This is a genomic window from Singulisphaera photorubra, from assembly GCF_045290345.1.
In the GTDB taxonomy this organism is placed as follows: Bacteria; Planctomycetota; Planctomycetia; order Isosphaerales; family Isosphaeraceae; genus Singulisphaera.
The window spans coordinates 4259682-4275846 of record NZ_CP155447.1; the positions used below are offsets into that span (position 1 = coordinate 4259682).

Annotated in this window: 10 protein-coding genes; 6 read left to right on the forward strand and 4 right to left on the reverse strand. The window is 60.1% G+C overall.

Annotation, left to right across the window (positions count from 1 at the left end):
- Positions 1–4 precede the first annotated feature (4 nt).
- Positions 5–1267 (reverse strand): serine/threonine protein kinase, encoded by a 1263-nt coding sequence (locus tag V5E97_RS16220; RefSeq protein WP_406700340.1) that lies wholly within the window; start codon positions 1265–1267, stop codon positions 5–7.
- A gap of 298 nt (positions 1268–1565) precedes the next feature.
- On the opposite strand from V5E97_RS16220, the gene V5E97_RS16225 reads away from it, so the two are divergent.
- The 6 genes from V5E97_RS16225 (at position 1566) to secD (ending at position 10389) form a co-directional block, all read left to right on the forward strand.
- Positions 1566–2609, forward strand: a complete 1044-nt coding sequence (locus V5E97_RS16225) for an acetamidase/formamidase family protein (protein ID WP_406700341.1) — start codon at positions 1566–1568, stop codon at positions 2607–2609.
- Positions 2610–2810: 201 nt separating this feature from the next.
- Positions 2811–3884 (forward strand): sialidase family protein, encoded by a 1074-nt coding sequence (locus V5E97_RS16230; protein ID WP_406700342.1) that lies wholly within the window; start codon positions 2811–2813, stop codon positions 3882–3884.
- Positions 3885–4227: 343 nt separating this feature from the next.
- Entirely contained in the window at positions 4228–5562 is a 1335-nt protein-coding gene (locus tag V5E97_RS16235; RefSeq protein ID WP_406700343.1) for a DNA-directed RNA polymerase subunit alpha C-terminal domain-containing protein, read from the forward strand.
- 9 nt (positions 5563–5571) lie between these two features.
- Entirely contained in the window at positions 5572–6687 is a 1116-nt protein-coding gene (tgt, locus tag V5E97_RS16240; protein WP_406700344.1) for a tRNA guanosine(34) transglycosylase Tgt, read from the forward strand.
- 106 nt (positions 6688–6793) lie between these two features.
- Complete coding sequence (gene yajC, locus V5E97_RS16245; RefSeq protein WP_406700345.1) at positions 6794–7168, forward strand: preprotein translocase subunit YajC; 375 nt, start codon at positions 6794–6796, stop codon at positions 7166–7168.
- A gap of 137 nt (positions 7169–7305) precedes the next feature.
- Positions 7306–10389: a protein translocase subunit SecD gene (secD, locus tag V5E97_RS16250; protein WP_406700346.1), complete on the forward strand. Its 3084-nt coding sequence runs from the start codon at positions 7306–7308 to the stop codon at positions 10387–10389.
- A 223-nt stretch (positions 10390–10612) separates the two neighbouring features.
- Here secD and V5E97_RS16255 read toward each other — a convergent pair whose 3' ends face one another.
- The 3 genes from V5E97_RS16255 to V5E97_RS16265 form a co-directional block, all read right to left on the reverse strand.
- Positions 10613–11413, reverse strand: a complete 801-nt coding sequence (locus tag V5E97_RS16255) for a biotin--[acetyl-CoA-carboxylase] ligase (protein ID WP_406700347.1) — start codon at positions 11411–11413, stop codon at positions 10613–10615.
- Between the two features lie 2 nt (positions 11414–11415).
- The gene (locus tag V5E97_RS16260; protein WP_406700348.1) at positions 11416–14865 is read right to left on the reverse strand and encodes a pyruvate carboxylase; all 3450 of its coding nucleotides are present in this window, start codon (positions 14863–14865) and stop codon (positions 11416–11418) included.
- A 310-nt stretch (positions 14866–15175) separates the two neighbouring features.
- Positions 15176–16141, reverse strand: coding sequence for a fumarylacetoacetate hydrolase family protein (locus V5E97_RS16265; protein WP_406700349.1), 966 nt, complete (start codon positions 16139–16141; stop codon positions 15176–15178).
- Positions 16142–16165: the final 24 nt, after the last annotated feature.

Sequence of the window (16165 nt, forward strand, 5' to 3'; positions counted from 1 at the left end):
AGCCTTACCGCGAGAGCGTCGACAGATACTCCCGGGCGAGGTGCTGAACATCAGGATCACCAGGGAGGTATTCGGTGATGGGGGGCACCATATCGGTCAAGGCAGCCTGCAGCTCCTGGGCATCGCCGAAGCGTCGGCCGGGGTGGGCCAGGCAGCGCTCGATGAGACCGATGGTGTGTGAGTCGAGTTGATGCGACCGAAGCCGTTCGGCGAAGTCGTACGGCGGCCGTTCAATCGCACCAACCACGAGCTGATACCAAACAATGCCCAGAGCGAAGACGTCATCCTGGGCTGGCTTTCGGAGCGTCCCCCGCTGTTGCGCCTCAGGAGGGAGATAAAGTCCGGTTCCGACCACGCCGGCGAGCGAGGCAAGTTGCGAGCCGCCGTCGCGTTTCGAATTGACGACCTTGGCCAACCCGAAGTCGGCGATTTTGATGCGGGGATCCGATCCTTCCGTCAGGAGAATATTGGCTGGCTTGATGTCACGGTGGACGATTTCCTGAGCGTGGGCAGCGGCCAGGCCCGAGACGACCTGGCGAATGATCTCGTGCGGTTCCAAGCGGGGACGATTGCACTTATCCTTGACGATCCACTCTTCCAGCGAGCCGCCGCCCAGATACTCGAGCGAAAGGTAGGGGTGCGGACAGTTTTCGGTCTGCACATCCTCGAAGTCGACAATATGGTCGTGCTCTCCAAGGCGTTTCAAGATCGCGACCAGGCTCTTCTGCTCACGGCGGAGCCATTCACCCGAACGATCATTGGTAAAAAACTTGAAGGCCCGGGGGGTTGGATAGCCAGGATTTTCCGCCATCCAGACTTCACCGAAGCTGCCCATTCCCAGGTGGCGACGGAGAACCCAAGGTGAGTTTGGAGCGACCAACTCGCCCTGATGCCGGATGGGCTCGACGCCAAGCAGGAGTATTTCAAGGAGTCGTTCGCTCCTGAAGTAGCTGCTGTCCATCGAGCCGAAGGCGCTTCGATGTCGGACGTTGCGCGCCATATTGAGCATGATGCCGATCAGCTCTTCGCGTTTGGCTTCCGGGATTATGCAGTTGGCGTTGTTAAGAAAAGCCTCGGCCGCGGCTCGACGAATATCGGCGTCGGTCACGACCGCGATTTTCCCGACCTGCTTTTCGATCTTCTCCGTCGAGCTTCTGAGCGTCCATTTGCTAACCACGTCAACGACCCAATCCGAGACACTCCCGGAGACCTGGGCGACATCTTTCACCGCCGAATATGCCTGGAAGAGCGCAAAAATGAGATCCATACTTCAACTCCCATAAGTGAAACCGCGTCTTGATACGCGTTTTAACTTAATACATAAGGGTGAGTTCCGGTCAACGGACCACTCCCTCTACCGAAACGGATCGGCTCTTGGGAGCATTGCCCGTCTCACAGGATTCGGGCAAGGTAAGTCACAGGTGAGGGTGTGTTCCGCCAACACCGGCAGCAAGGGGATTCATCGACTCCGATTCGCCATGGATGAGCCAGGTTGAGTTCGATAGCATCGGGGCGAAGACGACGGGCACTATTAACTCACCGCGCTTCACCACGGAGTCGAATCGATGCTTAGCCTGGCCCTCGCGACCCTTCTTTCTCCAGCAATGCCCGCCCAGGTCGCGCCCATTATCCCCAAGACCTACTATCGAACCTTTTCCCACGCTCACCCCGTGCTCAGCCGGATCAAGCCGGGAGAGACCGTTTCGACCCGGACGCTCGATTCGGGCGGACAGGATGAAAAAGGGGTGCAACGCCACGAGCCGTACAACCCGCTCAATGGCCCCTTCTTTGTGGAAGGAGCCGAGCCGGGAGACGCATTGGCCGTGACGATTACAAAGTTGGCCATGAATCGGGACTGGGGATGGTCGGGCTTCCGGCTCGGCTTGTTCTCGCTGACTCCGGAACACGTCGAGAACGTTTACCCGTCGGCCTATAAGCTGGACCTCGTCCGCAAGGGACGGTCGAATCTGGTCCCTTGGGACCTCGACCTCAAGCGCAAGACGGTTCGGCTTCGAGAGCCAGTCAGCAAGAAGCTGACGATGGAGTTTCCCGCCCAACCGATGCTCGGCTGTATCGGCGTCGCCGCGGCTGGAGACTTCGCCCCCACGTCGGGACCGTCCGGTTCCTATGGGGGCAACCTTGATTACAACAAGATCGGCGAGGGTGCCACCGTTTATCTGCCGGTCAACCACCCGGGGGGACTCTTGTTCGTGGGCGACGGTCACGCCTTGCAGGGAGATGGCGAGTCGACAGGAACGGGGATTGAAACGACCATGGACCTGGAGTTCGTGGTCCAGGTCAAGAAAGGGGTCAAGCTCTCCGGCCCGCGCGTCGAGACCGCGGATGAGATCATCAGTATCGGCTCGCAGGCCGAATTTGCGAGCGCTCTCGATAATGGTCTCAAAATGGCCACCAGCGATATGGTCGATTGGCTGGTTCGGGACTATCAACTCGAGGATTGGGCTGCCCATCTACTGATCGGTTATCAAGGGAAGTACGATGTGGTCACCGTCGCCGGCTCAATGGCCCTCTGCATTCCCAAAAAACGCCTGCCCACGCGGCAGGCGACGGCTGCCGACCCGGCGAAGGAGAGCGCGGCCAAGCCCTGACCAATCCAGGTGCGAAACGGGCGTCGCTTGACCGCGCGCCCGTCTCGCTCGGCCGAGGGAGCTCTTTTTGGAGGAAGGTGCGAGCCGACTCCTTTCCCGGATTACACCTATCTGCTTCAATGGCCATCAAAGGCCTAGCCTCGGCATCGAGCCGAGGACGGTGATCGAACGAATCAGGTCGCGGGCGAGGACGTCACAGCCATGTTTCCTCTCAAGCTCCGATATGCCTTGACCGTTGTTTCCATGGCGGCGGGGTTCACCGCGAGTCCCTCGGAAACCTTCGGAGCCGACGCTCAGGTCGAGCAGACTGGCATTACCAAGTCTGAATTCATCTATGATTCGGCTTCGTTTCCGAAATGTCATGCCTCGACGATTGCCGAATCAAACGGGCGGCTCGTCGCGTCCTGGTTCGGCGGGACCGATGAAGGGAAGCCGGACGTCGGGATCTGGGTCGCCAGCCATGATGGCAAGACCTGGAGCAAGCCGGTGGAAGTGGCCAATGGGATCGACGGGGAGAAGCGCTATCCGTGCTGGAACCCCGTGCTGTTCCAGCCCAAGGAGGGCCCGCTGCTCCTCTTTTACAAGGTGGGTCCTACTCCCTCCGACTGGTGGGGAATGCTGATCACCTCCGAAGATGCGGGCAAAACGTGGTCTGCCCCGCGTCGGCTGCCGGCTCCGTTCCTCGGGCCCATCAAGAACAAGCCGATCCAGTTGCCGGGGGGAGATCTTCTTTGCCCTTCGAGCACGGAGGATCACGGGTGGAGGGTCCACTTTGAACGCACCAAAGACCTCGGTCGCCACTGGGAAATGATCGGCCCGATCAACGACGGCATCAAATTTGGTGCGATCCAACCTACGCTCTTGTCCTATGGCGATGGCCGGTTGCAAGCGCTCTCCCGGAGCAAGCAAGCCAAGGTCGTTGAGTCCTGGTCTTTGGATCAAGGAAAGACCTGGAGCGAACTCGCCGAGACCACTCTCCCCAACCCCAACTCGGGAATCGACGGAGTCACGCTCGCCGACGGCCGCCAGCTCCTTGTGTACAATCATACCCGTCGGGGGCGAAGCCCTCTGAACATCGCGGTCTCCGAGGACGGCCGATCCTGGCACTCAGCGTTGATTCTCGAAGATCAGCCGGGCGAATTTTCCTACCCCGCCGTGATCCAGGCTTCGGGCGGCCTCGTGCATGTCACCTATACTTGGAACCGCACGAAAATCCGGCATGTTGTGGTCGATCCCACAAAGTTGAAACTCAGCGATCTTCCGGCCAGCCGGTAGGGAATCGATCCTGAACGCGGTGAACCCTTCGTCGCCAACGGCGCGGCGCCTGACTCTCGGGATAAAACTGGGGGGAGCGAGAGCGAGGCGCCCCGCTCTCTTCCTCGAGTTTCACTCGATCATCCAAGCCTGAATCCTTGGTCTTCCTCACGCCCATCGCCGGATTTGGCCACGCGTTAAGCTTGCAAACGCCGCGCCGATGATTACAATCTATGGTTTGCCTCCGACCGGTTCCAGGCCGAGAGGTTGTTCCCACACTTTTGCACGTGGGGCGATCGGTGGGACAGCGTGAGCCAGATGAGTCGTCTGTGGGCATGCCCATGGCTGAGGGAGAGTGAGACGGATGGCCGAGTTAATGACCACCGACGTGAGGGCGCTCCTGGATCGCCAACCTTTTGATCACTCGGCCGTGGCCGACTTGCGTGAGGTCCTCGGCCGAGACCCGTCGCGATACCGGACGCTCCGCGACGCCGTCGCGGCCATGAAAGAGCGTGAAAAAGAGGACATGAAGCCCGACATCTACTTGCGAGTCGGGTTGGGCGAAGTCCTGCTCGGTCGTTATACGAAGGGGCTGGAGCAACTCAACAAGGCGGGTGATGTCGGCTTGGCTCACTTCCATCGTGGAATCGCGCTCGCGAACCTCCAGCGTTGGTCGGACGCGGCGTTGGCGTTTGCCGCGGCCTCGGCGGCAGGGTACGACACCAAGCAGGCGGACCTCCATCGGGCGGGATCCTTGCGGCGTGGCGGGCACGTTGAAGAAGCGCAGGCGATCCTGGGCGGACTCGAGAATCTGGACGGAAGCTCGGCCGAATACCACTACCAGCGCGGCAGCCTGCTTGCGGCCGATGGTGAGTTGGCCGACGCGTCGGTCGAGTTCGAGAAGGCGCTCAGCCTTGATCGGGACCACACCGGTGCGTTGTTCGAGCTGGCCTACATCAACGACCTGTTCGGCAACGACGAGACGGCCGTTGAGTATTACAAGCGGTGCACCCAGCGTCCTCCGGTCCCCTTGGCGGCGTTGATCAACCTCGGAGTGCTCTACGAGGACGAGATGCGGTTCCGGGAAGCGGAAGCCTGCTACCGCCAGGTGCTCGCGTTCGACCCGAACCATCCCCGCGCTCGGCTCTTCTTCAAGGATTGCCGCGCCAGCAAGGACATGTACTACGACGAGGAAGCCGAGCGCGGATTTACCGTGCTGAAGCAGCTCCTCGAGATTCCGGTCACCGACTTCGAGCTCTCCGTCCGGAGTCGAAACTGCCTCCGGAAGATGAATATCCGGACGCTGGGCGACTTGACCAGGACGACCGAAGCCGCCTTGCTGGCGAGCAAGAACTTCGGAGAGACGTCGCTCTCTGAAATCAAGGAGATGATGACCTCCAAGGGGCTTCGTCTCGGCATGGCTCTCGAAGGGGGCGAACGCGCCACCAACGACTTGCGGGCCGAGCCGATCGAAGAGCTCTCCCAGGAGGAGAAGGCGCTTCTGGCCAAATCCATCAGTGATCTCAATCTCTCGGTCAGAGCACGCAAGTGCATGACAAAGCTGGGAATCCAGACCGTCGGCGAATTGATCATTCACACCGGCGACGAGTTGATGGAGTGCAAAAACTTCGGCGTGACCTCACTCAACGAGGTCCGCGAAAAGCTGACCGAGTTCAACCTGAAACTCAAGAACGAGTAAGTCGCGCCTTTGTCACGACCGGTTGAATTCCAGGTTTTGCTCCGCGACCCCGCCTCCTTAGCACGGCGGGGTCGGTTATCCACACCTCACGGTCCCGTGGAAACGCCGGTATTTATGCCGGTTGGTACGCAAGCGACCGTAAAGGGACTGACTCCCGACCAACTCCGTGCCACGGGCACCTCCATGCTTCTGGCCAACACCTATCACCTTGCCTTGCGGCCCGGTGAAGAGGTGGTGGCCAAGTTGGGGGGGCTTCATCGGTTCATGGGGTGGGACGGCCCGATCCTGACGGACTCGGGAGGGTTTCAAGTCTTCAGCCTCGCTGCGCGCTCAAAAATTACAGAACAAGGGGTGGCGTTCCGATCGCACATCGACGGGCGATTACTCCAGCTTTCCCCCGAGTCGGCGGTCCAGATTCAAGAAGCGCTCGGCGCGGATGTGGCGATGTGTTTTGACGAGTGCCCGGCGCTCCCGGCCTCCAAGGAGACGATCGCCAGCGCTGTGGGAAGGACCGTGCGGTGGGCCCGGCGTTGTAAGGACGCCCATACCCGAAGCGATCAGGCCCTGTTCGGGATCGTGCAAGGAGGGAGCCACTCCGACCTACGTGGTGAATGCGCCGAGGCGCTCGTCGCGATGGACTTTGATGGCTACGCCGTCGGTGGAGTCAGTGTGGGAGAGAGTCGCGAACAGGTGCGGGAGGCCTTGAGGGTCACGGCCCCTTGGCTTCCCGAGGATCGGCCCCGCTATCTGATGGGAGTCGGACGGCCTCAGGACATTCTCGATGCCGTGGCAACCGGCATCGACATGTTCGATTGCGTTCTGCCGACGCGGAACGGCCGCAACGCGACCTGCCTGACCGGTTCGGGGCAAGTCAAGCTTCGCAATGCCGCGCACCGTCACGACCCGAGGCCGATTGAAGAGGGGTGTGATTGCCTGGCATGTCGGAGTTTCAGCCGTGCCTACCTGCGTCACCTGTTCATGGCGAAGGAGATGCTCGGGCCAATCCTGGCGTCGATCCACAATGTGGCTTACCTGCAGCGCTTGACCCGGCAGATCCGCGAGGCGATTACCGAGGGGCGATTCGTCCAATTCAGGTTGGAAGTTCTTGAAGCGCTGGGACCATAGCGGTTAGATTGCTGGTGAGGGGGGTGGGCTTGAGTGTCGGAGCCTACGTCTGATCCGGCGCAACGACCGCTCACGATCTTCACCCGAGATTCCACGGACCAAATCAATGCCTTTTTTGCTTGCCGCGATTCCATTGGTCTTCGCCCAGGGTCCTGCTGGAGCCAACGCCAAAGAAGGTGTTTCGAGCACCCTGAATCTTTTGCCTTACGTGCTCATCTTCGTCGTCTGGGGCTACTTCATCCTGATTCGCCCCCCGCAACAGCAGGAAAAGCGACGACGACAGATGATCGCCTCGCTGAAGAAGAACGACAAGATCATCACGACCGGCGGGCTCTACGCCACCGTCTCCTCAATTGACCCGGACCAAGATCGGATCGTCCTGCGAGTGGACGACGACCGGGGAGTCAAGCTGACCTTCAGTAAGTCGGTTGTCGGACGTTTGATTGAGCCCACGACTGAGAAATCCGCGGATTCCGCCTGAGAGGCATTCTCCCCGATTTCGACCGACGGTCGGTACGCACCCAAAGTTCGAAGAATGGCCGGTCGTCTCGGCCGACGCAGAATGCCCCTATTTTTAATCTTCGAAACGACCTTGCCTTTAGCCGTTAGGAATTCGCAATGTTAGCGATCGGCTACGTCATCGCCGCCTGCCTTTTTCTCAGTGCCCTCTATGCCCTGTACGGCTTGGCCGTGGGGCATAAGCTCCACCTCAAGATTGGCGTGATCGCGAGCTTTACGTTCGCGGGCTTGCTGGCGATGTGGCCGCCATCTGAAAAACTGAAGCTGGGAATCGACCTCTCCGGCGGAACGATCCTCGTCTATGAAGCCGTCAAAGACAATTTGGCGTCCAACTTCAACATGGACGAGTTGATCTCGGCGCTCAAGCACCGCGTCGATCCCCAGGGGGTCAAGGAAATCCCGATCCGCAAGATCGGCAGCAATCGGCTCGAAATCATCCTTCCCGCCGATGAAGACGTCGACGAGGTCAAACGGTTACTGACCGACGTCGGTGCACTCGAGTTCCGGATCCTGGCGAACCGGAAGCATGACCAGGCGGCCACCGAACGAGCGCTTGGCCCCAATGGGCGTGCCAAGCCCCCGAACCGGTACAAGTGGGGGCGAGTGGGTGAGGTCGCCACGGGCACCAATCCCACCTTCACCGACACGACGATCACCGATCTCGGACAAGACTGGAAGAAGAATCGCTATGCCGGGATCGACATCGAGCTGACCGGCAAGGACGCGTCAGGCAACGAACAGACGATCCCAGTCAAGATCGAGCAGAACACGGCCAACGAGATCACGCTGGCCAGCCCTCACGGCCTGCGTTCGATCTCGTCTTATCGGATTGACTATAACCCCAGCGGTATCCAGGCGGGTGATCCGAATAACCCCCGTCCCGCCGACCCGATCATTCGCGAGGACCGTCTCGGCCCCGGGCTCATCGAGCGATCGATCCTCGTTAACATCGATCGTCAGGATGTGACCGGCCGCTACCTCTCTCGTGCCTACGCGACTCAGGACGAGCGGCTCCAGCCCGCTGTCGGCTTCGTTTTCAAGCGAGAAGGGGCCAGAAAGTTCGGCCAGTTGACTCGGGAGCACTTGCCCGAGGAAGGGGACGCATTCAAGTATCAACTGGCGATTCTCCTCGACAACCTGGTCATGTCGGCCCCCTCGATCAACTCCGAGATTCGTGAGTCGGGGATCATCGAAGGAGGAGGACAAGGCTTCCGACCCAAGGAAGTCGACTACCTGATCCGGATCCTCCAGGAAGGTAGCCTGCCGGCGAGCTTGAACCCCAACCCGCTCCAGGAGGAGAAGGTTGGCCCGACCCTGGGTGAAGACACGATTGCCAAGGGGGTTCGCGCCCTCTGGGTCTCGATGCTGGTCGTTCCAATCTTCATGGTCGTGTACTACCGGTTCGCCGGTGTGGTTGCGGTCTTCGCGCTCGTTCTCAACATGATCCTGTTGATCGGCTCGATGGCCTTCATGCAGTCGACCTTCTCCTTGCCTGGTCTCGCCGGCCTTGCGCTCACGATCGGCATGGCGGTCGATGCCAACGTGCTCGTTTTCGAGCGTATGCGTGAGGAAAAGGAGCGCGGAGCGAGTCTGGCCCAACAGATCCGCAACGGCTTCAACCGCGCCTGGGTGACGATCTTCGACTCTCACGTGACCAACTTGCTCTCGAGCCTCGTGCTCTGGTTTGTTGGAACCGAAGAGGTCAAGGGCTTCGCCTTGACGATGATCATCGGCATGCTCTGGAACCTGTTCACCGCCGTCTTCGTCTCGCGCGTCATCTTCGAGATCTTCTACCAACGAGGTTGGATCAAGAACTTGACCATGATGAAGCTGATGGATAAGTCGAACTTCGACTTCATCAGCCCGCGACACTATTGCATGGCCGTGTCCACAATCCTGATCCTCTTCGGCCTGGTCGCGACCTATCTTCGCGGTCAGAGCATGTACAACATCGACTTCACGGGCGGAACGCTGGTTACCATCCGACTGAACGAGCAGGATCCTGACGTTAAGTCACTTTCCGATTCGGGTCGGTCGAATTTCGTGCGAGATAAGGCCGGGGTGCTGCCCGACGTTACGGTTGAAAGTTTGAAGGTCGGCCAAGCCAAGACTTTCAATCGTTTCAATATCCGAACGACTGAACAGAACCCGAATCATGTCAAAGACACGATTCTAAAGGCGTTCGGCAAGAGTCTCGAACGCGTGACGATGACATACGGGTCCAGCAAGCCGATTCCCGCAGCGGCCGCTCCCGCGTCGACCGACACGGCGAAGGCGGCGGTTGTCGACCGGTTTGCCGACGGCAGGCAGTACGAGCTCAAGTTCAATACGATCACGTTCAACAGCTCACTCCCACCTGCTCAGGTCGTATCGACGATCTTCGCCAACGACGTTCTGGCTAAAGACAACATCGCGAACCCCACCTCAAGGTTCGAGATTGTCGGTGCCAAGCGGGGCGAGGATCCCAAGACGATGATCCTCCGCACGGATCTTGAACCTGAAGTGGCGGAGAAAGAGCTCAAAACGCTGGCCGTCGCGCTTCAAGACAACCGTGACATGCTGTTCGAGCGGATCACCAACTTTGGAGGAACGGTGGCCAGCGAGACTCGCACCTTGGCGTTGATCGCCACGGTCGCAAGTTGGTTGATCATCATCGCTTACCTCTGGTTCCGGTTTAAGTCGCTCATCTACGGCCTCGCGGCGGTCCTCGCGGTCGTTCACGACGTCTTGTTCACCTTGGGCGCCGTGGCCGCCAGCTACTGGGTCGCCCAGATTCCCGGTGTTCGAGAGTTTCTGCTCATCGAACCCTTCAAGATCGACCTGCCAATGATCGCTGCGTTCTTGACCCTGATTGGCTTCTCGGTCAACGACACGATTGTCATCTTCGACCGAATTCGCGAGTTGAAGGGGAAGACCCCTCACTTGACGATGAAGATGCTCAACGATGCGATCAACCAGACGTTGAGCCGGACGATTCTGACCTCGTTCACAGCCTGGCTCGTCGTGCTCATCCTCTATGTGATGGGTGGCGAAGGGCTGCACGGGTTCGCCTTTGCCCTGGTCGTCGGGTTCCTGAGCGGTACTTACAGCACGATCTATATCGCTAGCCCGATCTTGATCGACTGGATTGGATCTCATCCCGACGCGGCCAAGGCCGACAAGGAGTTCGCAGCGACCCGCTGATCGGACGACTGAGTTGAGTGAAGAACATCGAGAGGCGGTCGGAGCTTGCTATCAGGCAAGCTCCGGCCGCCTCTTTTATTTTAATTCGAGGCTCAGACACCCTCTCCCAAGGCGGCCGATTCGTGTCGGGTCCTCGAATCGATGGAGGCGTGGAGGCCCGCGATCAAAGCCTGGGAGAATGGCTCAAATCAACGCCGAGCGAAGGGGCGCCCAGACCTGGTTTTCAGGAAGGATTGTCTCTGAGAACCTGCCCGCCGTAGAGGAGCTTGATCCCCTGGTCGGTGGCCAGCCGCAAGGCTCCCGAAGGGTCGATACCCCGCCCAATCCCCTCGAGGATCTGGGGACCAACATCGAGGCGAACGGGGCGATCACGGAGTGCGTCGAGTTGATCCCACCGCGCGGCGAGTCCGAGATCATCCTCGGCGAGCCGACCGATGGCTGTTTCGAAGTGGGCAACCACCCTCGCGAGAACGCGTTCATGATCCGAGGCCGTGGAGAACCGGGAGGCATGTTGCGCGAGTGAGGTCGCCATCCGGCGGATCTCGGCGGGGGCGTCATCCAGCCGGGTTGAAACGTTGATCCCGATCCCGATCAAGAGTCGGACCCCATGCGGAGTCCCGACCCGTTCGGGAAGGATCCCGGCGATCTTGAGGCTCTCGACCTCGATGTCGTTGGGCCAGCGGAGTCTGATGCTTTCTCGAGGGATCCATTGCGCGATGGCGTCGATCACGGCAACGGCCGTAGCAAGAGCCACTCGAGGCTCGTGCTCCGTACGGAGTCCATGAGCGATTGGGTCGATCCCGATCGTGAACGTCAGGCTTCCTCGGTCGGACCACCAGGTGTGATCGCCCCGACCTCGGCCGCGAGTCTGTCGCTCGGCCGAGACCAGGACCGGACAATCACCGAGGCCGCTGACGACAACCTGCCTGGCGAGGTCGTTGGTGGATTCAACGACCCCCTTGTGTATCCAGGTCTTGATAAAGAGGCCGTTCATGTCAGTGCCGGAGAACTGGGCCAAACCCATCCTTACTCGCCGGTCATTTTGATGAGCAGTTCACCGGTCTTGACCTGTTGGCCAACCACTGCCAGGACTTCTCCGACCCTACCCGGGCGCTCGGCGTAGAGGGTCGTTTCCATCTTCATCGCTTCGATCGACAGCAGTTTCTGTCCTTTGCGAACCGCATCGCCGACGCTGACGGCGACTCCGACGATCAGGCCGGGCAGCGGTGACCCAATCTGGTTCGGGTCGTTGGGATCGGCCTTGGGGGTTTCACGAACCGCGGAGGCCAGCGAGCGATCGGCAACCTCCACCTCGCGAGGCTGGCCGTTGAGCTCGAAGAAGACGGTTCGCTTGCCGTCGGCATGCGGCTCGCCCACGGCGAGAAGTTTGACGATCAAGGTCTTACCGGGTTCGATCTCGACCAGGTTCTCGGCGGCGGGATCAGGCCCATAGAAGAAAATGGGCGTCGGGAGCATCGACGTATCAGCGTACGAGCGCTCGTGAGCCGCCAGCTCAGGGAAGACGCGCGGGTAGAGAATCAGGCTGAGCGCATCTCGGTCGCTGGCGGGCCGACCCAGTAGCTCCGTGGCCTTCACTCGCGCGGCATCGAGGTCAGCGGGCGGCATGCCGGCTCCGGGCCGGTCGGTGATCGCGGGACGCCCCTTGAGGACGCGCTCCTGAAGCGCCGGGGGAAAGCCGCCAGGAGGCTGGCCGAGCCGGCCTTCGAAGAGTTCGACCACACTCTCGGGGAAGGCGAGTTCTCGCTCAGGATCGAGCGTGTCGGCCGGAGTCAGGTTGTTCGCGACGAGAAAGAGGGCCATGTCCCCCACGACTTTCGAGGTGGGCGTGACCTTGACGATGTCGCCAAAGAGAATATTGACGTCTGCATAAGCCTTGCAGACTTCGGGCCACTGCGAGGCCAGGCCAAGCGCCTTGGCCTGGTGGAACAGGTTCGTATATTGTCCCCCCGGCATCTCGTAGGCATAGACCTCGGACGATGATGAGCGGAGGTCGGTCTCAAAGGCCGTGTAGAGGGCGCGAACCTGCTCCCAGTAGCGGCTCACTTCGATCAGGGCCGCGGAGTCGACCTCGGTTTCTCGGGGCGAGAACTTCATCGACTCGACGATGGCGTTGAGGCTGGGCTGGGAGGTCAGCCCGGACATCGACGCAACGGCGCCGTCGGCAATGTCGAGTCCAACCTCGGCCCCCTTCAAGACACTAGCTGCCTGCGCTCCGCCAATGTCGTGAGTATGGAAGTGGATCGGCAAGCCGACTTCTTCGCGGAGTGCCTTGATCAACCGCTCGGCGGCGAGGGGCTTGCAGAGCCCGGACATGTCCTTGATCGCGATCAGGTTGGCCCCGCGCTTCTCCAGTTCCTTCGCCATCCGCACGTAATAGGCCAGGTCGTATTTGGGCCGCTTCGGATCGAGAATATCGCCGGTGTAGCAGATCGCGGCTTCGCACAGGGCCCCGGCCTCGCGCACCGACTCCAGGGCGACTTCCATGTTCGGGATCCAATTCAACGCGTCGAAAACGCGGAAGAGATCGATCCCTCCGGCCGCCGCCTCCTTGACGAAGTTGCGCACCACGTTATCAGGATAGCTGGTGTAGCCGACCGCGTTGGACCCACGGAGCAACATCTGGAAGAGAATGTTCGGGATCCGTTCCCGCAACTGGTTCAGCCGTTCCCACGGGTCTTCCTTGAGGAACCGCATCGACGTATCAAACGTGGCGCCTCCCCACATCTCGATCGAGAACATCTTCGGGCAGATCCGGGCATAGGCATCGGCCACGCGAAGCATGTCGCGGGTGCGGACTCGGGTCGCCAGGAGTGATTGGTGGGCGTCACGAAACGTGGTATCGGTCAGCAGGAGCGGCGTCTGATCACGGATCCAGCGCGAGAAAGCCTCGGGCCCCAGCTTCTTGAACAACTGACGCGAGCCGTCCGGCGGGGCGGCGGCGTGGTCGTGAGCCGGCGGAACCGGCTCGGCCTGGTTCACAAAATTGGCGGGGCGAGTCACCCCGGGGAATCCGTTGACCGTGACCTCGGCGGCAAACGTCAGGAGCTTTGTCGCTCGGTCTTGCCGGATTGGAAACCGGAAAAGCTCCGGGGTTTCGTCAATGAATCGGGTCGTACAGCGCCCATCGAGAAAGGCGGGATGGTCGATGACGTTGAGCAGGAACGGGATGTTGGTCTTCACGCCTCGGATGCGGAACTCTTGAAGCGCTCGCTCCATCCGCTTGACGGCATCGATGAAACGCCGGCCGCTGGCTGAAACCTTGACCAGTAGCGAGTCGTAAAACGGAGTGACGATGCCGCCGGTCATCCCCGGACCGCCATCGAGCCGAAGTCCAAGGCCTCCAGCGGATCGATAGTGCGTGATCCGCCCATAATCGGGCGTGAACTTGTTCACCGGATCTTCGGTTGTGATCCGGCATTGGAAGGCGTAACCGAGGGTCTGAATCGAGTCCTGATTCGCGATTCCGATTTCGGGGTCGGAGAGTTCCGAACCTTGGGCGATCAGAATCTGGCTCTTGACCAGGTCAATCCCCGTTACGATTTCGGTAACGGTGTGCTCGACCTGAATTCGAGGATTGACCTCGATGAAATAGAACGTCCCCGTCTCATCGTCGACGAGAAACTCGACGGTCCCCGCGTTGTCATAGTCGACGTAGCGGCCGATTTTGAGGGCTGCGTCGCAGATTGATTTGCGAAGTTCGGGGTCGAGGTTATAGGCCGGGGCGATCTCGATGACCTTTTGATGCCGGCGCTGAACCGAGCAATCGCGTTCGTACAGGTGGACCAAGTTCCCGTGGTGGTCGCCAAGGAGCTGGACCTCGATATGCTTGGCCTTGCGAATGAACTTCTCGAGGAAGACGTCCGCAACACCAAAGGCGGTCTCCGCCTCGCGCCTGGCCTGTTCGATGGCGGAATCGAGGGCATCGGCCGACTCGACCACGCGCATCCCGCGACCGCCTCCTCCCATTGAGGCTTTGACGATGACGGGATACCCGAGCTGATCGGCAATCTTGTGAGCCTCGGGGCCCGGTGTGAGCGGTTCCTCACTGCCCAGCAAGACAGGGACCCCCGCCGCCTTGGCCAACGAGCGTGCGGCGACCTTGTCTCCCAACTTGTCGAGCAACTCGTCTCGAGGCCCGATGAAGGCGATTCCGGCGGCCTTACAGGCGCGAGCGAAGTCGGCGTTCTCCGAAAGAAAGCCGTAACCGGGGTGGATTGCATCCACGCCTTTTTCCCGCGCCAAGGCGATGATCGCCTCGATGTTCAGATAGCTCCGAATCGGTTCGCCAGCATGGCCGACTTGGTAGGCCTCGTCGGCCTTGAGCCGATGGACGGCGAATCGATCTTCGTGCGAATAAATGGCTACGGTGCGAATGCCGAGCTCGTGCGCCGACCGGAAGACCCGGATAGCGATCTCACCTCGATTGGCCACCAGGAGCTTGCGAATCTCGGACATCGCACCATCCCAAGCAAAAGCAAAAAAAGAAACGGTCCTCATCAACAGACGGAGAGGACAATGATAGCAGATCTAGCTTCGAACTTGAAATTCTATCCGTCGGTGATGACGGCGACTTGGATCGGATCGCCCTCGTGGGCTTGCTGTATTAAGCCAGACAAGTTGAAGTCAAGCTCGCGGCCAAGCCCTTGCCTTGGCTGCGAATCGCTCGCCAACTTTCCCGGAAAATAAGGATCCGGGATTGGGTTGGGTGATTGCGGTCAGCCTGCCTCATCGCCGCGGCAACCCTCGTCAAGACGAGGTGGTTGCGTCAAGAATCCTCGGCCTCGACCGGATTTTCCAAGGTACCGATTCCGGAAATTGTTGCTCGTAGTGTATCACCCGGTCGAAGGTAGGTGTTGGTTGCTGAGCCCACCCCCGATGGCGTGCCCGTCGCGATGATATCACCCGGCTCAAGCGTCATGAATCGCGAGAGGAATGAAACGATTGCCGCGACGGGGAAAATCATTTGATCCGTCGAGGAATCCTGCTTGATGACATCGTTCACAGAGAGCTGAATCGTCAAGGCTTGTGGGTCCTCGACCGCGTCGGATGTCAGGATACAGGGACCGACGGGGCAGAAGGTGTCATGCCATTTGCCATGCTGCCAGTCGAAAAAGCGGTCGCGCTCTCGATCTTTTCGGTTGGGGTTTGGCCTGAACTTCCGATCACTGATATCGTTGACCACCGTGTAACCCGCCACGTAGTCGAGCGCATCGGCCTCGTCCACATCCCGACACCTCCGTCCGACGATTACGCCCAGTTCACACTCCCAGTCGATGTGATCGGGAGAGACTCGGGGGATGACGACCGGGTCACCAGGGTTCGTCAGCGTCGTGGTCGGTGGCTTCATAAAGACATAGGGAAACGTCTCATCCCGCTCGACGCTCTGTCCGCCACGTTCGACGATGTGCTTGGCGTAATTTCCCGCGAGCAGCAGAATCTTGCTGGGAGCACCAATTGGGACCAACAGCTCGACGTCTTCCAGCGGAATCGCTAGCTCGCTCAACCCGACCGGGTCTAGCTCATCGACCCATGATGCGAGGTCGCGGATCACATGGAAATAGGCGCCGGCCGGGGGCAAGAGATCGAGGAGGTCGTCCGTCGACGGGAGCAGAAGTTCGACTCCCTTGTCATCAGAATAGGCCTCGGCCGCCTGGTCGATGGGGATCACGCAGTCATCGGCGTAGAAACCGGTGAGAATGATTTCATCTAGGGAGAATCGGCAGAGTCGCATACGGGAACCTCCTGCCCAGGGTGG

Excerpts from the sequence above, each read along its gene's own strand:
- V5E97_RS16230 (WP_406700342.1), top strand. The coding sequence starts at position 2,811 with ATGTTTCCTCTCAAGCTCCGATATGCCTTGACCGTTGTTTCCATGGCG.
- V5E97_RS16220 (WP_406700340.1), bottom strand. The coding sequence starts at position 1,267 with ATGGATCTCATTTTTGCGCTCTTCCAGGCATATTCGGCGGTGAAAGAT.
- V5E97_RS16265 (WP_406700349.1), bottom strand. The coding sequence starts at position 16,141 with ATGCGACTCTGCCGATTCTCCCTAGATGAAATCATTCTCACCGGTTTC.
- V5E97_RS16260 (WP_406700348.1), bottom strand. The coding sequence starts at position 14,865 with ATGTCCGAGATTCGCAAGCTCCTGGTGGCCAATCGAGGTGAGATCGCT.
- secD (WP_406700346.1), top strand. The coding sequence starts at position 7,306 with ATGTTAGCGATCGGCTACGTCATCGCCGCCTGCCTTTTTCTCAGTGCC.
- V5E97_RS16255 (WP_406700347.1), bottom strand. The coding sequence starts at position 11,413 with ATGGGTTTGGCCCAGTTCTCCGGCACTGACATGAACGGCCTCTTTATC.
- V5E97_RS16235 (WP_406700343.1), top strand. The coding sequence starts at position 4,228 with ATGGCCGAGTTAATGACCACCGACGTGAGGGCGCTCCTGGATCGCCAA.
- yajC (WP_406700345.1), top strand. The coding sequence starts at position 6,794 with ATGCCTTTTTTGCTTGCCGCGATTCCATTGGTCTTCGCCCAGGGTCCT.
- V5E97_RS16225 (WP_406700341.1), top strand. The coding sequence starts at position 1,566 with ATGCTTAGCCTGGCCCTCGCGACCCTTCTTTCTCCAGCAATGCCCGCC.